Source organism: Paracoccus luteus, from assembly GCF_004522155.1.
Lineage (GTDB): Bacteria > Pseudomonadota > Alphaproteobacteria > Rhodobacterales > Rhodobacteraceae > Paracoccus > Paracoccus luteus.
The window spans coordinates 1-20,129 of record NZ_SDEA01000007.1; the positions used below are offsets into that span (position 1 = coordinate 1).

Consider the following 20,129-nt stretch of genomic DNA (forward strand, 5'->3'; position numbering starts at 1 on the left):
CGCCGCCGCGCGCGACACCGAGGCCGCCGCCCGCGCCCGCATCGCCGAGGGGACTGGCGGCACCCCCGACGCGCTGGCCGCGGCGCTGGCGCTGGACGCGGCCGCCCTGCCCGCCGCGGACGAGCTGGACGCGCGCGTCGCCCGCCTGCGCGCCGCCCGCGACGCGCTTGGCCCCGTCAACCTGCGCGCCGACGAGGACAAGCGCGCGCTGGACGCCGAACGCGAGACGCTGGCCGCTGAAAAGGCCGACCTGACCGCCGCGATCCACAAGCTGCGCGGCGGCATCGGCAGCCTGAACCGCGACGGGCGCGCGCGGCTGCTGGCCGCCTTCGATGCCGTCAACGCCAGCTTCGGCACGCTGTTCACCCATCTGTTCGGCGGCGGCGAGGCGCGGCTGGTGCTGGTCGAATCCGACGACCCGCTGGAGGCCGGGCTGGAAATCCTGGCCCAGCCGCCGGGCAAGAAGCTGTCCACCCTCAGCCTGTTGTCGGGGGGCGAGCAGACGCTGACCGCGCTGGCGCTGATCTTCGCCGTGTTCCTGGCGACGCCCGCCCCGATCTGCGTGCTGGACGAGGTGGACGCGCCGCTGGACGACGCCAACGTCTCGCGTTTCTGCGACCTGCTGGACGAGATGGCGCGCCGCACCGACACGCGGTTCCTGATCATCACCCATCACGCCGTGACGATGGCCCGGATGGACCGGCTGTTCGGCGTGACGATGGTAGAACAGGGGGTCAGCCAGCTGGTCAGCGTTGACCTCAAGCGCGCCGAGGCGCTGGTCGCATGACGCGGGCCTTTGTCCTTGCCGCGGCGCTGGCGACGCTGGCCGCGCTTGCCGGCTGGCCGTGGCTGCACTGGGCGACCAAGCCGCTGGCGACCGCGCTGCTGATCGCGATGGTGGCGCCGCACGGAGGCGGCTATGCGCGCGCGGTCACCGCCGGGCTGGCGCTGTCGCTGGTGGGCGACGTCGCGCTGATGCTGCCGGGCGATCATTTCCTGCCGGGGCTGGTCGCGTTCCTTCTGGCGCATCTGGCCTATCTGCGGGCGCTGACCCGCGGCGCGCCGCTGGCGGCGCGGCCGCTGACCTGGGCGCTGTTCGCCGCGCTGGCCGTGGGGCTGATGGCCGTGCTGTGGAGCGGGGTGCCGCCGGGGATGCGCGCGCCGGTCGCGGTCTATGCCGCCGTGCTGGCCGCGATGGGGGCGCAGGCGGTGACGCGGGCGCAGATCCTTGCCACACCCGCCGCGCGGCTGGCGGCGCTGGGGGGCGTGTTGTTCATGGTCAGCGACACGATGCTGGCGCTGAACCGCTTTCAGGGGCCGGTGCCGCTGTCGCCGCTGTGGGTGCTGGGCACCTATTACGCCGCGCAGTTCGCGCTGGCACGGTCGGCTTTGCCAAACCGCCCCGGACGCGTCTAGGATCGCGCCGACCCATCAACCGGAGACCGCCATGTCCATCGACGCCCGCCTGTCGCAGCTGAACATCACCCTGCCGGACGCGCCCGCGCCCGCGGCGAACTATGTGCCCCATGTGCAGACGGGGAACCTGCTGTTCGTGTCGGGCCAGATCTCGGCCGGGCCCGAGGGGCTGATCCGCGGACGGCTGGGCGACGACATGGACGTGGCCGCGGGTGCGGCCGCGGCGCGGGGGTGCGGGCTGGCGCTGCTGGCGCAGGCGCGCGCGGCGCTGGGGTCGCTGGACCGGGTGGCGCGGGTGGTCAAGCTGACGGGCTTCGTCAACTCGACCCCCGGTTTCACCGACCAGCCCGAGGTCATCAACGGCTGTTCCGACCTGATGGTCGAGGTGTTCGCCGACAAGGGCCGCCACGCCCGCGCCGCGGTCAGCGCCACAGCCCTGCCCCGCGGCGTCGCGGTCGAGATCGAGGCCGTGTTCGAGATCGCGGCGGACTGACCCCCGCGACCCACGCAAGGGCCGCGCGGGATCGCCCGACGCGGTCACCCCATCATGCCCCAAACCGACAGGCGCGCCATGCTGCACCCCGACTTCCTGACCCGTCCCATCGCCCATCGCGGGCTGCACGGGCCGGGCGTGCCCGAAAACTCGATGGCCGCGATGCGTGCGGCGGCGGACGCGGGCTATGGGATCGAACTGGACCTGCAGCCGGCCGCCGACGGCACGCCGCTGGTCTTTCACGACTATGACCTGGCGCGGCTGACGGGCGGCGGGGGCGTCGTCTCGGCGCTGACCGTGGCCGCGGCCGGGGCGCTGCGGCTGGCCGGAACGGACGAGGCCATCCCCACGCTGGCCGAGGTGCTGGACGAGGTCGCGGGCCGCGTGCCGCTGCTGATCGAGATCAAGGACCAGGACGGCGGGCTTGGCCCGAACATGGGCGACCTGCCCGCCCGCGTGGCCGCGCTGGTCGCGGATTACGACGGGCCGGTCGCCGTCATGTCCTTCAACCCCGAGGCGGTGGCGGCGGTCCGCGCCGCCGCGCCGCATGTCGCGGTCGGGCTGACCAGCTGCGCGTTTCCCGCCGACGACTGGCCCGGCGTCCCGCCCGCCCGGCGCGAGGCGCTGGCCCGGCTGCAGGATTTCGACCGCGTGGGCGCGTCCTTCATCTCGCATCACCACGCCGATCTGGCGAACCCGGCCGTGGCGGCGCTGGCCGCGCGCGGCGTGCCGGTGCTGTGCTGGACGATCCGGTCGCCCGAACAGGCCGACGCCGCGGCGGCCGTGGCGCAAAACATCACCTTCGAGGGGTTCGCACCATGAAACTGCTGATCACCGGCGGCACGCGCGGCATCGGGCGCGCCACGGCGCTGGGGGCGGCCGCGATGGGCTGGCCGGTCACGCTGGGCTATCGCGGGAACCGGGCGGCCGCGCAGGACGCGGTGGCCGCCGTCCACGCCGCGGGCGGGCAGGCATGGGCGCACAGCGCCGACGTGGGTGACGCAGCCCAGGTCGCGGCGCTGTTCGACGCGGCCGAGGCCGCGATGGGCGGCCTGGACGGCGTCGTCGTGAACGCGGGCATCGTCGCCGCGACATCGGCGCTGGCCGACATGGACACGGACCGTCTGGAACGCGTGGTCCACACCAACCTCACCGGCGCGCTGTTCTGCGCGCGCGAGGCGGCGCGGCGGCTGGGTCGCGGCGGCGCGATCGTGCTGGTTTCGTCGGCGGCGGCAAGGCTGGGATCGCCCGGCCAGTATGTCGATTACGCCGCGTCCAAGGGCGCCATCGACACGCTGAACATCGGGCTTGCCAAGGAACTTGCGGCGGCGGGCATCCGCGTCAACGCGGTCCGCCCCGGCGTGATCGACACCGACATCCACGCCGACGGGGGCGAGCCGGACCGCGCCGCCCGCCTCGGCCCCTCGCTGCCGCTGGGACGGGCAGGCTCCGCGGACGAGGTGGCGGCGGCGATCCTGTGGCTGCTGTCGGACGCCGCCAGCTATGTCACCGGGGCGAACCTGGACGTGTCGGGCGGGCGTTAAAGAAAGCTCTGCGGGTCGATGTCCACCGCCAGCCGCAGGTTCGCGGGGGCTTTCGGCGCGCCCGCCAGCCACGCGGCGATGGCCGCCTGAACCGGCGCCTGCCGGGGCGCGCGCACCAGCAGCCGCACGCGATAGCGGCCGCGCACCCGCGCGATGGGGGCGGGCGCGGGGCCGAACAGGTCGGCGCCGATCTCGCGCAGGGGGGCGGCGCGGCGGGCGAGTTCGGCGGCATACCCCTCGACCACCGGCTGGTCGGGGTGGGACAGGATGATGCCCGCCAGCCGCGCGTAGGGCGGCATCCCGGCGGCGCGGCGCGCGTCCGCCTCGGCGTTCCAGAAATCCTCGTCCCGGCCCGACAGGATGGCGCGGATGACCGGGTGGTCGGGCTGGTGGGTCTGCAGCAGCGCAAGGCCGGGCCGGTCGCCCGCCTGCCGCCCCGCCCGGCCCGCGACCTGCCGCATCAGCTGGAACGACCGCTCTGCCGCGCGCAAATCGGCGCCTTGCAGGCCAAGGTCGGCGTCGATCACGCCGACCAGCGTCAGGGCGGGAAAGTTGTGGCCCTTGGCGACGATCTGGGTGCCGATGATGATGTCGGCCCCGCCGCCCGCGATGGTGGCGATGGTTTCCTTCAGCGCGCGGGCCGACTGGAACAGGTCGGACGACAGCACGGTCGCGCGGGCGGCGGGGAACCGCGCCGCGACCTCTTCGGCCAGCCGTTCGACGCCCGGCCCGATGGCGGCCATGCGCCCCTCGACCCCGCAGGCGGGGCAGGCGGTGGGCACCGGCCGCGTCGCGCCGCACTGGTGGCAGACCAGCCGGTTCTGGAACCGGTGTTCCACCATCCGCGCGTCGCAGTCGGTGCAGCCGACCTGATGCCCGCAGGCCCGGCAGGTCGTCACCGGCGCATAGCCGCGCCGGTTCAGGAACAGCAGCGACTGTTCCCCCCGCGCCAGCCGCGCGTCCACCGCGCGCGCCAGCGTGGGCGAGATCCAGCGCCCGCCCGGCATCTCTTCGGCGCGCAGGTCGATGGCCGCCATGTCGGGCAGTTCCGCCTCGCCATAGCGGGCGCGCAGGTCGAGGCGCGCGTATTTGCCCTGCGCGGCGTTGACCCAGCTTTCGACGGACGGCGTGGCCGAGGCCAGCACCACCTGCGCCGCGCTGGTGGACGCGCGCAGCACCGCCATGTCGCGGGCGTTGTAATAGACCGTCTCGTCCTGCTTGTAGGAGCCGTCGTGTTCCTCGTCCACGACGATCAGCCCAAGGTCGCGGAACGGCAGGAACAGCGCCGACCGCGCGCCCACCACCAAGCCCACCTGACCCTGCCCCGCCATGTGCCACAGGCGGCGGCGCTCAGCGCGGGTGATGCCGCTGTGCCATTCGCCGGGGCGCGCGCCGAAGCGCGCCTCGACCCGGTCCAGGAACTCGGCCGACAGCGCGATTTCCGGCAGCAGGACCAGCGCCTGCCGCCCCAGCCGCAGGGTTTCGGCCACGGCCTCCAGATAGACCTCGGTCTTGCCCGAGCCGGTGACGCCGCGCAAAAGCGTCGTGGCATAGCCGCCCGCGCGCAGGCCGGCGCGCAGCGCGTCGGCCGCCGCCGCCTGATCGGGGGCCAGCGGCTTGCCGGGGCGGTCGGGGTCCAGGGCCGGATAGGGCGCGTCGCGCGGGGCCTCGGTCTCGACCAGCGTGCCGGTGGCAACCAGCCCCTTGACGACGGATGCGCCGACGCCAGCCAGCGACGCCAGTTCCCCCGGCGCAAAGCCTGCGCCGCCGTGATCGTCCAGAACCCGCAGCACCGCCGCGCGAGCGGGCGTCATGCGGTCGGGGGGCGGGCCTGCGCGATGGATCACGCGCCGCGCCGCGGGCGGCTGGTCCAGATCGGGCGCGCGCAGCGCCATGCGCAGCATCACCGGCAGCGACGTCAGGGTATAGTCGGCGGCGCGGGTCAGGAACTCGATCATCGCCGCGCCCAGCGGCGCCGCGTCGATCACCTGCGCGACGGGCCGCAGCCGGGCGGCGTCAAAGCCGCCCTCGCCCGGCCCCCAGACCGCGCCCATGACGCGGCGCGGTCCCAGCGGCACCAGCACAAGCTGTCCCGCCGCGACCCCGCCCGGCGGCGAAAGATAGTCCAGAAGGCCCACCGGCTCGGTCGTCAGCACGCCGATGCGGGCGCCGCTTGGGAAATGCGTCGTCATGGCGGCGGGTGTCGCCCGCGGGGCGGGGCTGCGTCAACCGGGGCCGAGCGGCCGGGTCACGGCATGAACAGCCGGTTGAACACCCAGAAACACGCAGCAACCCCCACGACGGCCAGCGCCATCTGGCCGGTGGAAAACGCCCACATCGTCGGCGCGAACACCAACGCGGTCAGGAACAGTCGCAGGATCAGGGGCCGGTTGCTCATGCGCCCGTCATCGCGCGGCGGTGGGCGGGCGTCAATGCGACAGCTTGGCGGGTCGAGGGGGCAGTCATCTCGCGCCCGGACGACCTGGACGCGACCCGACAGGGCCGTCCGGCCCTCCTCACCTACAGTTCCACCTAGGGAATACCGCAATGACCTTGCCGTGGCGCTGAAACATCGCAGTCACAGCCCGCCCCGACGCGCATCGGGCTGAGGATGCGCTCGTCGGCCGGGCCTCGCGGCGGGGCTGGTGACGCGATCCCGAAAGGATAGCCCCGCGCCGCCACAACGCCGACGCACCGGGCACCACCGGCCGAGCCCGCGCACCCGCACCGACGCGCCCGCCTCAGCCCTCGACCGGGACCATCGTGCCCAGCATGGTGGCGACGTGCTTGCGGGCGGTGCCGGTTTCCGCCCAGACCTCGGCCCCCACGACGACGATGCGGCGGCCGGGGCGGATCACGCGGCCCTCGGCCACCAGCCGGTCGCCCACGGCGGGCGACAGCAGGTTGATCTTCATCTCGACGGTGACGACCTCGGCGCCCGTGGGCAGGACCGACAGCGCCGAATAGCCGGCGGCGCTGTCGCCGATGGCGAACGCCAGCCCGGCATGCGCCGACCCCTGCTGTTGCAGCAGATGCGCCGCGACGGGCGCGGCGATCACGACGCGCCCGGCCGCCGCCTCGACCATCGAGGCGCCCAGCGTTTCCATCATCGTCTGCCGGGCAAAGCTGTCGCGCAGCCGCCGTTCCAGGTCATCCATCGAACAATCCCGCCTGTGCCGTTTTCGGCTGGTCCAGCCCCAGGTGCCGCCAGCCCAGTTGCCCCAGCATCCGGCCACGCGGGGTGCGCTGGATCAAGCCCTGCTGCAGCAGATAGGGCTCGATCACCTCCTCGATGGCGTCCCGGCTTTCCGACAGGGCGGCGGACAGGGTTTCCACGCCGACCGGGCCGCCGCCGTAATGTTCCGCCATCAGGGTCAGATAACGCCGGTCGGCGCCGTCCAGCCCCAGATCGTCCACCCCCAGCCGGGTCAGGGCGATGTCGGCGATGGCGCGGTCCAGCCGGCCGTTGCCCTCGACCAGCGCGAAATCGACCACCCGGCGCAGCAGCCGCCCGGCGATGCGGGGGGTGCCGCGCGACCGGCGCGCGATTTCGCGCGTGCCGTCGGGGTCCGCGCTGATCCCCATCAGCCGCGCGCCGCGGGCGACGATCTGGTCCAGCTCCTCGACCGTATAGAACTGCAGCCGCGTCGGGATGCCGAAGCGGTCGCGCAGCGGCGTCGTCAGCAGCCCCAGCCGGGTCGTGGCCCCGACCAGGGTGAAGGGCTGCAGCTCGATCCTGACCGTCCGCGCCGCCGGCCCCTCGCCGATCACCAGATCCAGTTCGAAATCCTCCATCGCGGGATACAGGATTTCCTCGACCGCGGGGTTCATGCGGTGGATCTCGTCGATGAACAGCACGTCGCGGGCGTCCAGGTTGGTCAGGATCGCCGCCAGGTCGCCCGCGCGGGCCAGCACCGGGCCGCTGGTCATCTTGAAGTTCACGCCCAGTTCGCGCGCCATGATCTGCGCCAGCGTGGTCTTGCCCAGCCCCGGCGGGCCGTGAAACAGCGTGTGGTCCATCGCCTGCCCGCGCATCCGGGCGCTGTCGATGAAGACGCGCAGGTTGGCGCGCGCCTCGGCCTGTCCGACGAACTCCTCCAGCCGCTGGGGGCGCAGGGCGCGGTCCTCGGCGTCGCCCTCCAAGGCCGCGCCGCGCAGCGTCGGGTCGGGCGTCATCCGCGCCGCACCGGCGGGACGGAACTGTGCGCGGCGGGCGCCAGCGCCGCCAGCCGGTCGATGCGGTCCTGCGTCGGCGGGTGGGTGGAGAACATCCTGTCCATCCGCAGCGCGTGCAGCGGGTTGATGATGAACATCGCGGCGCTGGCCGGGTTGCGTTCGGCGGGCACGTTGACGGTGCGCCCGGCGGCGTTGGCGATCTTGGCCAGCGCGCCCGCCAGCGCCATCGGCTGGCCGCTGATCGCCGCGCCCTCTCGGTCGGCCTCGAACTCGCGCGTGCGCGAAATCGCCATCTGCACCAGCGACGCGGCGAGCGGGGCGAGGATCATCGCCAGAATGCCGCCCAGCATGCCGCCCCGGTCGCGGTTGCCGCCGGTGAACAGGAACATGTTGCCCAGCATGGCGATTGCGCCCGTCATCGTCGCCGTCACGGTCATGGTCAGCGTGTCGCGGTTCTTGATGTGGGCGAGTTCGTGGGCAATGACGCCCGCCAGCTCGTCCCGGGTCAGGATGCCCAGCAGGCCCTGCGTGACCGCAACGGCCGAGTTCTGCGGGTTGCGCCCGGTGGCGAAGGCGTTGGGCTGGTCCGTCGGCAGCAGATAGACGCGCGGCATCGGCAGGCCGGCGTTCTGCGCCAGCGCGGCGACCAGCGCGACCAGATCGCCGCCCGACTGCGGGGTCAGTTCCACCGCGCCCTGCTGGCGCAGCACCGCCTTGTCGCTGTTCCACCAGGCCCACAGGTTGCCCGCCCCGGCAAACAGCAGCGCGAGGATCGCGCCGCCCTGCCCGCCCAGCAGCCAGCCCAGCCCCATCAGCAGCGCCGTCATGGCCGCCATCAGGATGAATGTGCGTGCGTTTCCCGCCATGTGAACCCCCTTAGCCTTTGGGCGCAAGCAGCCGCAGCGCCGCGCGGATCAAACCGGCGGTCGCGGCGGCGGGTTCCGCGCTGGCGGCCTGCGCCACGGCGGCCGCAGCCTCGGACGGACCATAGCCGAGGTTGGTCAGCGCCGACATCGCCTCGGCCGACGAAGCCGCGGCGGCACGCGGCGGCGGCGGCGGCGCGGGCGTCGCGGCGGGTTCCGGCACGGCATCGCCCGGGGCGGATGCGCCGCCGGTTCCCGCGTCCACGGTCAATGCGCCGCCCATCGCGATGATGCCCGGCGCCTTGTCCTTCAGTTCCAGCACCACGCGCTGCGCCAGCTTCGGCCCGACGCCCGGCGCGCGGCGGACCGCCGACCAGTCGCCCAAGGCGATGGCGCGGCCGACGCCGTCCGGTCCCAGCGCGCCCAGGATCGCCAGCGAGGCCTTGGCCCCGATGCCCTGCACGGATGTCAGCAGCCGGTGCCATTCCTTTTCCAGCAGCGTCGGAAAGCCGAACAGCTGCAACAGATCCTCGCGCACCAAAAGGTCGGTATACAGCGCCGCGGCCTGCCCGACGGGCGGCAGGCTGGCCGCCGTGCGTTCGCTGACATGGACAAGATAGCCGACGCCGCGCACGTCGATCAGCACGTGATCGGCCGCGCGGTGCAGGATGATGCCCGCGACGCGGCCGATCATGCCACCACCTTGATGCGCAGCGCCCGCGACTGCAGGTGGCGGGCGTGGCAGATGGCGATGGCCAGCGCGTCGGCGGCATCCGGCCCGGCCAGGTCCACCCCCGGCAGCTGCAGGCGGACCATGTGCTCGACCTGCTGCTTTTGCGCGTGGCCGACGCCGACGATGGCCTTTTTCACCGCGTTCGGCGCGTATTCCCCGACCGCCAGCCCGGCCTGCGCGGGCGCAAGCAGGGCGATGCCGCGCGCCTGCCCCAGTTTCAGCGTGCCAGCGGCGTCCTTGTTGACAAACGTCTGTTCCACCGCCGCCGCGTCCGGCGCGTGGGCCGCGATCACCGCCACCAGCCCGCGATACAGGTCCGCCAGCCGGGCCGGCAGGCCGGCGCTGTCGGACCGGATGATGCCGTTGGCGACATGGCGCAGGCGGGCGCCATCGACCGCGATGACGCCCCAGCCCATGTTCACCAAGCCGGGGTCGATCCCCAGAACGCGCATGTTGACTGCCCCATGTTTTTCCGTGGGTTAGCACGAAGGGCGAACATCGCCTAGCGGCTTTTCGCGGCGGGTTGCTTGACAACACCCGCCCCGACTTGGGACACCCACGGGTGAGTTGCGAGGAACGATGTCCCCTGTCCTGATCGCCCTGCTGCCGTTTCTGGGTGCGCTGCTGCCCGGCCTGATGGTCCGCGCCGGGCGCGGCGCCGCCGCGTCCGCCTGCGCCATCGCCACCGGGCTGGCGCTGCTGGGGCTGTGCCTGCACATCCCGGCGGTGATGGCGGGCGAGGTCGTCGCCACCCGCCTGCCCTGGATGCCGCAGATCGGGCTGAACGCGGATTTCCGCATCGACGGGCTGGGGCTGCTGTTCGGCATCCTGATCCTGGGAATCGGGCTTCTGATCATCCTTTACGCGCGCCACTATCTGTCGCGCGAAGACGCGGCGGGGCCGTTCTTTACCTATCTGATGCTGTTCCAGGGCGCGATGACGGGCATCGTGCTGTCCGACAACATCCTGATGATGCTGGTGTTCTGGGAACTGACCTCGCTGTCGTCGTTCCTGCTGATCGGCTTCTGGAAACACCTGCCCGAGGGGCGGCAGGGCGCGCGCATGGCGCTGACCGTGACCGGCCTGGGCGGCCTTGCGATGATCGCGGGGATGCTGATGCTGGGGCAGATCGCCGGGTCTTACCGCATCGGCGACATCCTGGCCGCGCGCGACGCGATCCAGGCCTCGCCGCTTTACCTGCCGGCGCTGGTGCTGATCCTGATCGGGGCGTTCACCAAATCGGCGCAGTTCCCGTTCCATTTCTGGCTGCCCCGCGCGATGGCCGCGCCGACGCCGGTCAGCGCCTATCTGCACAGCGCCACGATGGTCAAGGCGGGCATCTTCCTGATGGCGCGGCTGTGGCCGGTGCTGGCGGGCACGCCAGAATGGTTCGCCATCGTCGCCACCGCCGGGCTGGTCACGATGATCGTGGGCGCGGTGATCGCGCTGTTCCAGGACGACCTCAAGGGGCTGCTGGCCTATTCCACCGTCAGCCATCTGGGGCTGGTGACGATGCTGCTGGGCTTTGGCACGCAGTCCGCGGCGGTCGCGGCGATGTTCCACATCGTGGCGCACGCGACCTTCAAGGCGGCCTTGTTCATGGCGGCGGGGATCGTCGATCACGCCGCGCACACGCGGTCCATCGCCCGGCTGGGGGGGCTGCGCGCGCTGATGCCGCTGACCTTCGCCATCGTGGCCGTGGCCGCGCTGTCGATGGCGGGGATCCCGCCGCTGAACGGTTTCATCTCCAAGGAGCTGATGCTGGAGCAGGCGACGCTGACGGGCGCGGTCTTTGCCGGGCTGGCCACGCTGGGCGCGCTGGTGTCGGTCGCCTATTCGCTGCGGCTGGTCGTCCATGTCTTCATGGGGCCGGAACGCGACGACTATCCCGCCGCCCCGCATGATCCGGGCATGGGCCTGTGGCTTGGCCCGGCGATCCTTGCGGCGCTGGTCGTGGTGATCGGGCTGGCCCCCGACACGACCGCGGGCTGGCTGGTCGGCGCGGCGACAAGCGCCGTCACGGGACAGGCGCAGCATGTGCATTTCGCGCTGTGGCACGGGGTCACGCCCGCGCTGATGCTGTCGGTCGCGGCAATCGCCGGGGGCGCGCTGCTGCTGGCGGCGTGGGTTCCGGCGGACGGCCTGCGCCGCGCCTTGCCGCGCGCCGACGCCAAGGCGCTGTTCGACGCCATGACGCTGACGGCGGAACGCTGGGCGCGCCGGTTCGGCGACGGGCTGACCAACGGGTCGATGTCGCGGGCGCTGGCGGCCTTCATGCTGACGGCGGTGATCTGCGGCGTCGCCGCCTGGGAAACCGGCCGCGCCGGTCCGCCGGTGCGCCCGATGCTGCCCGTCCAGCCCGTCGCGGCGGTGGGCTGGGTCATGGCGATGGTCGCCATCGGCTGCACGGTCGCCTTCCACCGCCGCCGCATCCTGGCGCTGGTGCTGGTCAGCATCGTGGGGCTGATCGTGTCCTGCGGCTTTATCTATCTGTCCGCCCCCGACCTTGCGCTGACCCAGATCAGCGTCGAGGTCGTGACCGTCATGCTGCTGCTGCTGGCGCTGAACTTTCTGCCCAAGCGCACGGTGCTGGACACCGGCAACCTGAAACGCGGCACCGACGCCTTTATCGCCGCGATTGCCGGGCTGGGGTTCGGGGGGCTGGCCTATGCGATCATGCGGCGGGATTTCGCGTTTCCCAGCATTTCCGGCTATATGCTTGAAAACAGCTATAAACTGGGCGGGGGCGACAACGTCGTCAACGTCATCCTGGTCGATTTCCGCGGCTATGACACCTATGGCGAGATCACCGTGCTGGGCATCGGCGCGCTGGCGATCTTTGCCCTGACCGAGACGCTGCTGTCCGGGCGGTCCGCCCAGCGGCTGCGCCACTGGGTCCACGACATGCGCCGCGCGGGCGACCGGCACCCGCTGATGCTGGTGGTGGCGACGCGGGTGATCCTGCCCATCTCGCTGGTGGTGGGGCTGTATATCTTCCTGCGCGGGCACAACGCGCCGGGCGGCGGGTTCGTGGCCGGGCTGGTCGTGTCCATCGCGCTGGTGATGCAATACATGGCGTCGGGCTTTGCCTGGGCGCAGGCGCGCCAGAACATCCCCTATCACGCGCTGATCGGGCTGGGGGTGCTGGCGGCGGGGGTGACGGGCGCGGGCGCGTGGTTCGCGGGCAAGCCGTTCCTGACCTCGGCCTATGGATACTTCAGCCTCTACGGGATCGAGCCGTTCGAGCTGGCGACCGCGATGGGCTTTGATACCGGGGTGTTCCTGTGCGTCGTGGGCGCGGTCATGCTGGCGCTGAACTCGCTGTCGCGGATCGCGCGGGCGGCGGGGCAGCGGGTGAACGTCCGGCCGATGGACATCGACCTGACCGGGGGGCGGCGCTGACATGGAACTGCTGATCGCCATCGCCATCGGCTCTCTGACGGCCGCCGGGGTCTATCTGGTGCTGCGCAAGCGCAGCTTTGCGGTCGTGCTGGGCATGACCATGCTGAGCTATGCGATCAACCTGTTTCTGGTCGTGACCGGGCGGCTGGTCATCGACCGGCCCCCGATCCTGCAGGGGGGGGCCGCGTCCTATACCGACCCGCTGCCGCAGGCGCTGGTGCTGACGGCCATCGTGATCTCGTTCGGGATGACCGCGCTGGTCGTGATGATGGCGCTTGGCGCGTTCCTCGAGGGCGGCGACGACCGCATCGACATGCCGCGCCGCGACCTGACCGGCGCCGACCGCAAACCGCCCGGCGGCACGGCCCGGCCCGGACACCGGCCGGAGGGCGGCGCATGAACCACTGGCTGATCGCACCCGTGGTGGTGCCCGCCTTTGTCGCGCCGCTGATCGTGCTGGCGATGCGCCACGATCTGGTGCTGCAGCGGGTCGTATCCGTCGCCGCCACCGTCGCGCAGCTGGCGATCGCGCTGGCCCTGATGGCGCTGGCCGCGGGCGGAGAGATCCACGTCTATCGCCTGGGCAACTGGGCCGCGCCCTTCGGCATCGTGCTGATGCTGGACCGGCTGGCGGCGCTGATGCTGGTGCTGACCGCCGTGCTGGCGCTGGTCGTCCAGCTTTACGCCGTGGGGTCGGGCTGGGACCGCAAGGGCTGGCATTTCCACGCGCTGTGGCAGTTCCAGCTGATGGGGATCAACGGCGCGTTCCTGACCGGCGACGCCTTCAACCTGTTCGTCTTCTTCGAGGTGCTGCTGATCGCCAGCTATGGCCTGATGATCCACGGCGGCGGCGAGATGCGGCTGCGCGCGGGCGTGCAGTATGTCATCTATAACCTTGCCGGATCGACGCTGTTCCTGGCCGCGCTGGGGACGATCTATGCCGCCACCGGCACGCTGAACATGGCCGATCTGGCCGTCAAGGTCGCGCAGCTGCCGGCCGACGACACCGCCCTGCTGCGGGTGGGGGCGGTGCTGCTGATGCTGGTGTTCGCGGTCAAGGCGGCGCTGGTGCCGCTGCATTTCTGGCTGCCCGCGACCTATGCGCGCGCGCCGGGGCCGGTGGCGGCGCTGTTCGCCATCATGACCAAGGTCGGCGTCTATGCGATCATCCGGTTCTTCACGCTGGTCTTCCCGTCCGACAGCGCGGTCGAGCGGCTGGCCGCCGACATCCTGCTGCCGGCCGCGCTGGCGACGCTGGTGATCGGGCAGATCGGAGTGCTGGGCAGCCGGCACCTGGGCCGGGTCGCGGCCTTCGCGGCGCTGGCGTCGGTCGGCACGCTGATGATCGGCGTGGCGCAGTTCCGCCAGCCGGGGCTGATCGCCGCCATCTGGTACCTGATCCATTCGACGCTGGCGGCGGGCGCGCTGTTCCTGATCGTGGACCTGATCGGCGCGCGCCGCGCGGGCGGCAGCCTGTGGCTGCGCCCCCTGCCCCCCATCGCGCAGGGCGGCATCGTCGCCGCGCTGTTCTTTGCGGCCGCCATCGGCGTCGCGGGCCTGCCGCCGCTGTCGGGTTTCCTCGGCAAGCTGGCGATCATGCAGGCGACGCGGCAGGCCGACTGGGTGCTGCTGATCTGGGCGGTGATCCTCGTCACCTCGCTGCTGGCGATCTATGGGCTGTCGCGGGCCGGATCGACGGTCTTCTGGAAGGCGCACGAGCTTGGACCCGCCCCCGTCCCGCAGGCCGCGTCGCGTGACAGCCGCCGCCCCCTGCCCGCCAAAGTCGAACCCGACGAGGACGTGCAGGATCTGGCCGACAGCGCATCCCCGGCGCTGGCGCTGACCGCCGCGGGCGCGCTGGTCGCGGGCATGGTCGCGCTGACCGTGTTCGGCGGGCCGGTGATGGATTATTCCCGCGCGACCGCCCGGCAGCTTGTGGACCCCGCGCCCTATGTCGATGCCGTGCTGATGCGGCAGGAGGGGGCGCGATGACCCGTCCCGCCCCGCCCGGTCCCGCCCCCACCCGCCCGGCCGCGACCCCCGCGGCCCCGCATCGCCACGGCGCGCACCATCCCGCCCCGCATCGCGCCGCGTCGCTGATGCGCCGCATCCTGCCGCATCCGGGCGTGTCGCTGATCGTGGCGCTGGTCTGGATGATGCTGGTCAACCGCTTTGCCTGGGGGTCGCTGGTCTTTGCCGTCGTGCTGGGGGTCGTGGTCCCGGTGATGACCGCGCCCTATTGGCCCGACCGCGCCGGTTTCCGCAGCCCCGGCCGCATTGCCGGTTACATCGGCATCGTGCTGATCGACATCGCCAAAGCCAACATCGCCGTCGCCCGCATTGTGCTGTTCATGCCGAAACGCGACCTGCGCCCCTGCTGGCTGACCGTCCCGCTGGACCTGACCTCGCCCGAGGCGATCACCGTCCTGGCCGGGACCATCACCCTGACCCCTGGCACCGTCAGCTGCGATCTGTCCGAGGACGGGCGCGCACTGCTGGTCCACTGCCTGCACGCCCCCGACCCCGACGCCGTGCTGGACGAGATCAAGACCCGCTATGAATCCCGGCTGAAGGAGATCTTCCGATGACCGCGACGATCCTGACGTCGGCGCTGTGGTTCGCATTCGGCTGTTTCGGGCTGGCGCAGCTGTTCTGCCTGTTCCGCGTCGTCTATGCGCCCGGCCTCAGCGACCGGGTGCTGGCGCTGGACACCATGACGATCAACATGATCGCGCTGCTGACCCTGTTCGGCATCCTGCACGGCACGCCCATGTATTTCGAGGCGACGCTGCTGTTCGCGATGGTCGGCTTTGTGTCCACCGTCGCCTTCGCCAAGTTCGTCCTGCGCGGGGACATCATCGAATGACCGCGCTGGCCGAGATCGTGGTGGCGCTGCTGTTGGTCGTGGGCGGCGTCTTCGGCGCGGTCGGGTCGTGGGGGCTGGTGCGGCTGCCCGATCCGATGACGCGGCTGCACGCGCCGACCAAGGCCGCGACGCTGGGGGTGGGGTCGGTGCTGATCGCCTCGATGGTGTTTTCGTGGTTCGTGCTGGGCCGCCCGACCTGGCACGAGCTGCTGATCGCGCTGTTCATCTTCCTGACCGCGCCGATCACCGGGCTGTTCATCGCCAAGGCGCACATGCACCTGTCCTGGGACCGGCGCGAACTGCCCCGCGCCGAGCCCGACACCGACTGGGCCACCTTTGGCGACAGCGCCGAGGAAAGCCCGATGGTGCGCGCGCCCGAGCCGCCGCCGCGCTGCGAATGACCGATCACGCCCGCGGATGGGCGGCGCGGTGGGCGGCCAGCAGATGGGCGTCGTCCACCCCGGTATAGATTTGCGTCGTGGACAACCGCGCATGGCCCAGCAGTTGCTGGATCGTCCGCAGATCGCCGCCGGCGGCCAGCAGATGCGTCGCAAAGCTGTGGCGCAGCGCGTGCGGCGTCGCGGTTTCCGGCAGTCCCAGCGCCGCGCGCAGCCGGACCATCGCCGCATCCACCGCCTGCGGGTAAAGCCGCCCGCCACGGATGGCCCGGAACAGCGGCTGGCCGGCCGCCCGCGGCCAAGGGCACAGCCGCAGGTAATCGGCGACGGCCGCCCGCGCCACCGGCAGCACCGGCACCATGCGCTCGCGCCCGCCTTTGCCGCGCACGACCAGCGATTCGCCCGGCGGCCAGTCGCCGCCGTCCAGCGCCAGCGCCTCGCCGATGCGCAGGCCCAGCCCATAAAGCAGCGTCAGCACCGCCGCGTCGCGCGCCGCGACCCAGGGGGTGTCGTGGCCCTGCCCCGCCAGGTCCAGAACCGCGCGGGCCTGTTCGGCGGCCAGCGGGCGCGGCAGGCTGCGGCGGTATTTCGGCCCGCGGGCCGACAGGGCGCGGCTGGCGTCGAACCCCTCGCGGTCGGACAGCCAGCGCAGGAAGCTGCGCACCGCCGACAGCCGCCGCGCCAGCGACCGCGCCGACAGGCCGCGTTCGCGTTCGGCGGCGGCAAAGGCGCGCATGTCGGTCTGAACGACTTCGCCCAGCCGCGAGGGCAGCGCGGGTTCGCCGTGATAGCCGCCCAGAAACGCGAGGAACGCCAGCACGTCGGCCCGATAGGCGGCGATCGTGTGATCCGACCGGCCGCGGGCGGCCCGTTCGCCGTCCAGCCACCGGGCCAGCGCATCCGCCATCGCGGGGGCCAGCGCCAGCGGCGGCGGCGTCATGCGGTCAGCCAGCCCAGCAGCACCAGCCGGAACGCCTGCCCAAAGAACCGCAGCAGGTCGGTGCCCTGCGCCGGGGTGAAGCGGCCCGGTTCCAGCGACCCGATCAGCAGCAGCGCGGGGCGGCGGCCGGGGCCGAGGTCCAGCGGCAGCAGCGCCTCGGACGCGACCTCGGTGCGGTGCAGGGCGCGGGTGTCCGCCACGGCCCGGCGCAGCACGATGTCGTCGCCCCGCGGCGCCCGGCGGCCGGCCGCCACCATGCGCGCGACCGCGCCCGGCGGCACCATCACCAGCGTCTCGCCGGTTTCGGGCTGCGGGCTGCCGTCGTCGGCCGTTTCCATCACCAGCCGCAGCGTCTCGACCCGCAGGATGGGCGCGACGTGGCTGTCCAGATTGTCAAGAAAGCCCTTGAAATCCAGCGGTTCCAGCAGCGACAGCACGGCGCGGTGGACGGTGTTCATCCCCGACTGGTTTTCATACGCGGCCGAGATCACGCTTTCATGCGCGGCCTCAAGCCGGTCCAGCCGGTGTTCCAGCGCCTCCATCGCGCGGCCGCGGATGTCGATGACATTCGCGCCCAGCTCGGCCTCGCGCGCGGCGACCAGCGCCCGCATCAGGTCGCGGTCGGCCAGGATCAGCGCGGGGTCGGCGATCAGCTGGGCGCGGGTGGTGTCGTCCAGCGCGGGGGAGGCGGCGGCGTCGGTCATGCGCCGATCTTCTGGCCCGTCCTGGCCCAGTCGGCGGTGAACTGTTCCAGCCCCTTGTCGGTCAGTACATGGGCGGCCATCGCCTTGATGACGGCGGGGGGGGCGGTGATGACGTCGGCGCCGACGCGGGCGCAGGCGATGACGTGGTTGACCGACCGGATCGACGCGGCCAGCAGGTTCGTCTCGAACCCATAGTTGTCATAGATCTGGCGGATGTCGGCGATCAGCTCCATCCCGTCCAGCCCGATGTCGTCCAGCCGCCCGATGAACGGGCTGATGAAGGTCGCGCCAGCCTTGGCCGCCAGGATCGCCTGCGCGGCGGTAAAGCACAGCGTCACGTTGACCATGTGGCCGTCGTCGGTCAGCGCCTTGCACGCCTTCAGCCCGTCCCAGGTCAGCGGCACCTTGACGGTGACGTTGGGCGCGATGGCGGCCAGCTTCTTGCCCTCGGCGATCATCTCGGCGGCCTTTTCGGCCACGACCTCGGCGCTGACCGGGCCGGGGACCAGATCGCAGATTTCCTTGGTGACCTCGATGATGTCGCGGCCCGATTTCAGGATCAGCGAGGGGTTGGTGGTGACGCCGTCCACCATCCCCAGCTCGTGCAGCTCGCGGATGGCGGCGATGTCGGCGGTATCGACGAAAAATCTCATGGCCGGTGGCCTCCTGCAATGGTTGCTGCGGGTTTAGCCCAGATCGCCCTGCGCGAAAAGCCCGACCCACCGGGTTGCCCGCAATCCCGCCACGCCCTATTGCCGGCGCGGCACGGACAGGGGACTGACATGGAAAAGGCTTTCGAGCGGCTGCTTTTCGCATCGCGGTGGCTGATGGCACCGATGTATCTGGGGCTGGTGGCGGTGCTGGGGATGATGCTGGTCGTGTTCGTGCGCCAGTCGCTGTATTACCTGTCGCAGGCCCTGACCATGACGGCGGAAACCGCGATCCTCGCGGCGCTGTCGCTGATCGACCTGACGCTGGCGGCGAACCTGCTGCTGATCGTGATCTTTTCCGGCTACGAGAACTTCGTGTCCAAGCTGAACATCGGCGACGACACCGAGCGTCCGGCCTGGATGGGCACGGTCGATTTCTCGGGGCTGAAGATGAAGCTGATCGCGTCGATCGTGGCGATTTCCGCGATCGACCTGCTCAAGCGGTTCATGGAACTGGGGCGGCCCGGCATCGTGCCGCTGGGCGACCGAGAGCTGGGGTGGCTGGTCATGATCCACGTCGTCTTTGTCGTGTCGGGGCTGCTGATGGCCGCGATGGACTGGCTGATCGCGCGCAGCGGCAAGAAATACAGCGGATCATAAGGACCGGGGCCGGAGAACGACGGGCGGGGCCGTTCGCGCCCCCCCGGTTACGGCGTCAGCCCCCGCGGGTCGGGCAGGCCCCGCGCGCGCGCCGTCGCGGTCAGCGTGTTCGCCAGCAGGCACGCGATGGTCATCGGCCCGACCCCGCCCGGCACCGGCGTGATCGCGCCCGCGACCGCGCGCGCGGCGTCGAAATCGACATCGCCCACCAGTCCCGCATCGGTGCGGTTGATGCCCACGTCGATGACCGTCGCGCCCGGCTTGATCCAGTCGCCCTGCACGAAACGCGCCCGCCCCACCGCCGCGACCACGATGTCGGCGCGGCGGCACAGGCCTGGCAGGTCGCGGGTGCGCGAATGGGCGACCGTCACCGTGGCGCTGTCGGCCAACAGCAGCTGGGCCATCGGCTTGCCGACGATGTTCGACCGCCCGATCACCAGCGCGTTCAGGCCCGCAAGCGAACCCAGCCGGTCGCGCAGCAGCATCAGGCAGCCCAGCGGCGTGCAGGGCACCATCGCCTTTTGCCCCGTCGCCAGCCGCCCGGCGTTCAGCACGGTGAACCCGTCCACGTCCTTTTCCGGGGCGATGGCGTTGATGACCGCCGCCTCGTCCATGTGGGCGGGCAGCGGCAGCTGCACCAGAATGCCGTTCACCGCCGGATCGGCGTTCAGCCGCTCTACCAGCGCCAGCAGGTCGGCCTGCGGCGCGTCGGCGGGCAGGCGGTGCTGGAAACTTTCCATCCCGACCTCGACCGTGGCCTTGCCTTTGGACCGGACATAGACCGACGAGGCCGCGTCCTCGCCCACCAGCACCACGGCCAGGCCCGGCGTGATGGCGTGATCGGCGCGAAGGCGGGCGACCTGTTCGGCGATGCGCGCCCGCAGGGTTGCGGCAAAGGCCTTGCCGTCGATCAACTCAGCAGTCATCGGTTTCCCCCAGGGCGCGGGCTTCCTGCGCGATGAAATGGTCCATCATGCGGCGCCACAGCGCCTCGGCAAGGTCGGGGTCCAGCCCGGCGTCTGCGGCGTTGGCGCGGGCGTTGGCGGCCACCTCCTCGACCCGCCAGTCGATGCGGGCGGGCAACCCGGCCTGCGCCTTGATCCGGGCGGCGCGGTCGATCAGCCGCGACCGGTCGGCCAGCATCGCGGCAAGCCGCCGGTCCAGCGCGTCGATGGCGGCGCGCAGCGCGGTCATGTCGGTCAGGGCGGCGATGTCGTCGTCGGTCATGCGGGCAATCATGCCCGCGTCATGCCCGCCCCGGCCGGGCGGTGCAAGCGGCTTGCG

Annotated in this window: 23 protein-coding genes and 1 pseudogene; 12 read left to right on the top strand and 12 right to left on the bottom strand. The window is 71.8% G+C overall.

The window, feature by feature from the left end; genetic code table 11:
* The 5 genes and pseudogenes from EPA64_RS09955 to EPA64_RS09975 form a co-directional block, all read left to right on the top strand.
* Positions 1-787, top strand: a pseudogene (locus EPA64_RS09955) (chromosome segregation protein SMC); the annotation flags it as partial.
* Positions 784-1,416 carry a lysoplasmalogenase gene (locus EPA64_RS09960; RefSeq protein WP_134726208.1) on the top strand — a complete coding sequence of 211 codons (633 nt, stop codon included), beginning with the start codon at positions 784-786 and terminating at the stop codon, positions 1,414-1,416. The pseudogene EPA64_RS09955 and the gene EPA64_RS09960, both read left to right, overlap by 4 nt.
* Before the next feature lie 31 nt (positions 1,417-1,447).
* Positions 1,448-1,909: a RidA family protein gene (locus tag EPA64_RS09965; RefSeq protein WP_134726209.1), complete on the top strand. Its 462-nt coding sequence runs from the start codon at positions 1,448-1,450 to the stop codon at positions 1,907-1,909.
* Positions 1,910-1,987: 78 nt separating this feature from the next.
* Entirely contained in the window at positions 1,988-2,731 is a 744-nt protein-coding gene (locus EPA64_RS09970; RefSeq protein ID WP_134726210.1) for a glycerophosphodiester phosphodiesterase family protein, read from the top strand.
* Positions 2,728-3,453: an SDR family oxidoreductase gene (locus EPA64_RS09975; protein WP_134726211.1), complete on the top strand. Its 726-nt coding sequence runs from the start codon at positions 2,728-2,730 to the stop codon at positions 3,451-3,453. The genes EPA64_RS09970 and EPA64_RS09975 overlap by 4 nt, the downstream gene beginning before the upstream one ends.
* On the opposite strand, the gene EPA64_RS09980 is transcribed toward EPA64_RS09975, so the two are convergent.
* From EPA64_RS09980 to ruvC, 7 genes are all read right to left on the bottom strand, one after another.
* The gene (locus EPA64_RS09980) at positions 3,450-5,645 is read right to left on the bottom strand and encodes a primosomal protein N' (protein WP_134726212.1); all 2,196 of its coding nucleotides are present in this window, start codon (positions 5,643-5,645) and stop codon (positions 3,450-3,452) included. The two genes, EPA64_RS09975 and EPA64_RS09980, sit on opposite strands and share 4 nt — an antisense overlap.
* Before the next feature lie 56 nt (positions 5,646-5,701).
* Positions 5,702-5,851, bottom strand: a complete 150-nt coding sequence (locus tag EPA64_RS16305) for a hypothetical protein (protein ID WP_167626644.1) — start codon at positions 5,849-5,851, stop codon at positions 5,702-5,704.
* 343 nt (positions 5,852-6,194) lie between these two features.
* The gene (locus EPA64_RS09985) at positions 6,195-6,611 is read right to left on the bottom strand and encodes a PaaI family thioesterase (protein WP_134726213.1); all 417 of its coding nucleotides are present in this window, start codon (positions 6,609-6,611) and stop codon (positions 6,195-6,197) included.
* Positions 6,604-7,629 (bottom strand): Holliday junction branch migration DNA helicase RuvB, encoded by a 1,026-nt coding sequence (ruvB, locus tag EPA64_RS09990; RefSeq protein ID WP_134726214.1) that lies wholly within the window; start codon positions 7,627-7,629, stop codon positions 6,604-6,606. Before ruvB ends, EPA64_RS09985 begins: the two co-directional genes overlap by 8 nt.
* Positions 7,626-8,495, bottom strand: coding sequence for a M48 family metalloprotease (locus EPA64_RS09995; protein WP_134726215.1), 870 nt, complete (start codon positions 8,493-8,495; stop codon positions 7,626-7,628). The genes ruvB and EPA64_RS09995 overlap by 4 nt, the downstream gene beginning before the upstream one ends.
* A gap of 10 nt (positions 8,496-8,505) precedes the next feature.
* The gene (gene ruvA, locus EPA64_RS10000; RefSeq protein ID WP_134726216.1) at positions 8,506-9,186 is read right to left on the bottom strand and encodes a Holliday junction branch migration protein RuvA; all 681 of its coding nucleotides are present in this window, start codon (positions 9,184-9,186) and stop codon (positions 8,506-8,508) included.
* On the bottom strand, positions 9,183-9,677 hold the full coding sequence (ruvC, locus tag EPA64_RS10005) for a crossover junction endodeoxyribonuclease RuvC (protein WP_134726217.1): 495 nt from the start codon (positions 9,675-9,677) through the stop codon (positions 9,183-9,185). The genes ruvA and ruvC overlap by 4 nt, the downstream gene beginning before the upstream one ends.
* A gap of 127 nt (positions 9,678-9,804) precedes the next feature.
* Between ruvC and EPA64_RS10010 the strand changes: the two genes are divergently transcribed.
* The 6 genes from EPA64_RS10010 to EPA64_RS10035 all read left to right on the top strand — a co-directional run bounded on the left by EPA64_RS10010 (position 9,805) and on the right by EPA64_RS10035 (position 15,894).
* A complete protein-coding gene (locus EPA64_RS10010; RefSeq protein WP_134726218.1) occupies positions 9,805-12,627 on the top strand; it encodes a monovalent cation/H+ antiporter subunit A in 2,823 nt (940 codons plus the stop codon).
* Between the two features lies 1 nt (position 12,628).
* Positions 12,629-13,027, top strand: a complete 399-nt coding sequence (locus tag EPA64_RS10015; RefSeq protein WP_134726219.1) for a Na+/H+ antiporter subunit C — start codon at positions 12,629-12,631, stop codon at positions 13,025-13,027.
* Positions 13,024-14,619, top strand: a complete 1,596-nt coding sequence (locus EPA64_RS10020) for a monovalent cation/H+ antiporter subunit D (protein WP_134726220.1) — start codon at positions 13,024-13,026, stop codon at positions 14,617-14,619. Before EPA64_RS10015 ends, EPA64_RS10020 begins: the two co-directional genes overlap by 4 nt.
* Positions 14,620-14,723: 104 nt before the next feature.
* Positions 14,724-15,215, top strand: a complete 492-nt coding sequence (locus EPA64_RS10025) for a Na+/H+ antiporter subunit E (protein ID WP_134726335.1) — start codon at positions 14,724-14,726, stop codon at positions 15,213-15,215.
* Positions 15,212-15,493 carry a K+/H+ antiporter subunit F gene (locus EPA64_RS10030; RefSeq protein ID WP_425467025.1) on the top strand — a complete coding sequence of 94 codons (282 nt, stop codon included), beginning with the start codon at positions 15,212-15,214 and terminating at the stop codon, positions 15,491-15,493. The genes EPA64_RS10025 and EPA64_RS10030 overlap by 4 nt, the downstream gene beginning before the upstream one ends.
* Positions 15,490-15,894 carry a Na+/H+ antiporter subunit G gene (locus tag EPA64_RS10035; protein WP_134726221.1) on the top strand — a complete coding sequence of 135 codons (405 nt, stop codon included), beginning with the start codon at positions 15,490-15,492 and terminating at the stop codon, positions 15,892-15,894. Before EPA64_RS10030 ends, EPA64_RS10035 begins: the two co-directional genes overlap by 4 nt.
* A 4-nt stretch (positions 15,895-15,898) precedes the next feature.
* On the opposite strand, the gene EPA64_RS10040 is transcribed toward EPA64_RS10035, so the two are convergent.
* The 3 genes from EPA64_RS10040 to fsa are packed head-to-tail and all read right to left on the bottom strand — an operon-like array spanning position 15,899 to position 18,188.
* Positions 15,899-16,831 (bottom strand): tyrosine recombinase XerC, encoded by a 933-nt coding sequence (locus EPA64_RS10040; protein ID WP_134726222.1) that lies wholly within the window; start codon positions 16,829-16,831, stop codon positions 15,899-15,901.
* Positions 16,828-17,535 carry a DUF484 family protein gene (locus tag EPA64_RS10045; protein ID WP_134726223.1) on the bottom strand — a complete coding sequence of 236 codons (708 nt, stop codon included), beginning with the start codon at positions 17,533-17,535 and terminating at the stop codon, positions 16,828-16,830. Before EPA64_RS10045 ends, EPA64_RS10040 begins: the two co-directional genes overlap by 4 nt.
* Positions 17,532-18,188, bottom strand: a complete 657-nt coding sequence (fsa, locus tag EPA64_RS10050; RefSeq protein WP_134726224.1) for a fructose-6-phosphate aldolase — start codon at positions 18,186-18,188, stop codon at positions 17,532-17,534. The genes EPA64_RS10045 and fsa overlap by 4 nt, the downstream gene beginning before the upstream one ends.
* 129 nt (positions 18,189-18,317) lie before the next feature.
* On the opposite strand from fsa, the gene EPA64_RS10055 reads away from it, so the two are divergent.
* The gene (locus EPA64_RS10055; protein WP_134726225.1) at positions 18,318-18,845 is read left to right on the top strand and encodes a TIGR00645 family protein; all 528 of its coding nucleotides are present in this window, start codon (positions 18,318-18,320) and stop codon (positions 18,843-18,845) included.
* Between the two features lie 47 nt (positions 18,846-18,892).
* Here EPA64_RS10055 and folD read toward each other — a convergent pair whose 3' ends face one another.
* Complete coding sequence (gene folD / locus EPA64_RS10060) at positions 18,893-19,771, bottom strand: bifunctional methylenetetrahydrofolate dehydrogenase/methenyltetrahydrofolate cyclohydrolase FolD (RefSeq protein WP_134726226.1); 879 nt, start codon at positions 19,769-19,771, stop codon at positions 18,893-18,895.
* The gene (locus tag EPA64_RS10065; RefSeq protein ID WP_246026708.1) at positions 19,761-20,084 is read right to left on the bottom strand and encodes a chorismate mutase; all 324 of its coding nucleotides are present in this window, start codon (positions 20,082-20,084) and stop codon (positions 19,761-19,763) included. The genes folD and EPA64_RS10065 overlap by 11 nt, the downstream gene beginning before the upstream one ends.
* Positions 20,085-20,129 lie beyond the last annotated feature (45 nt).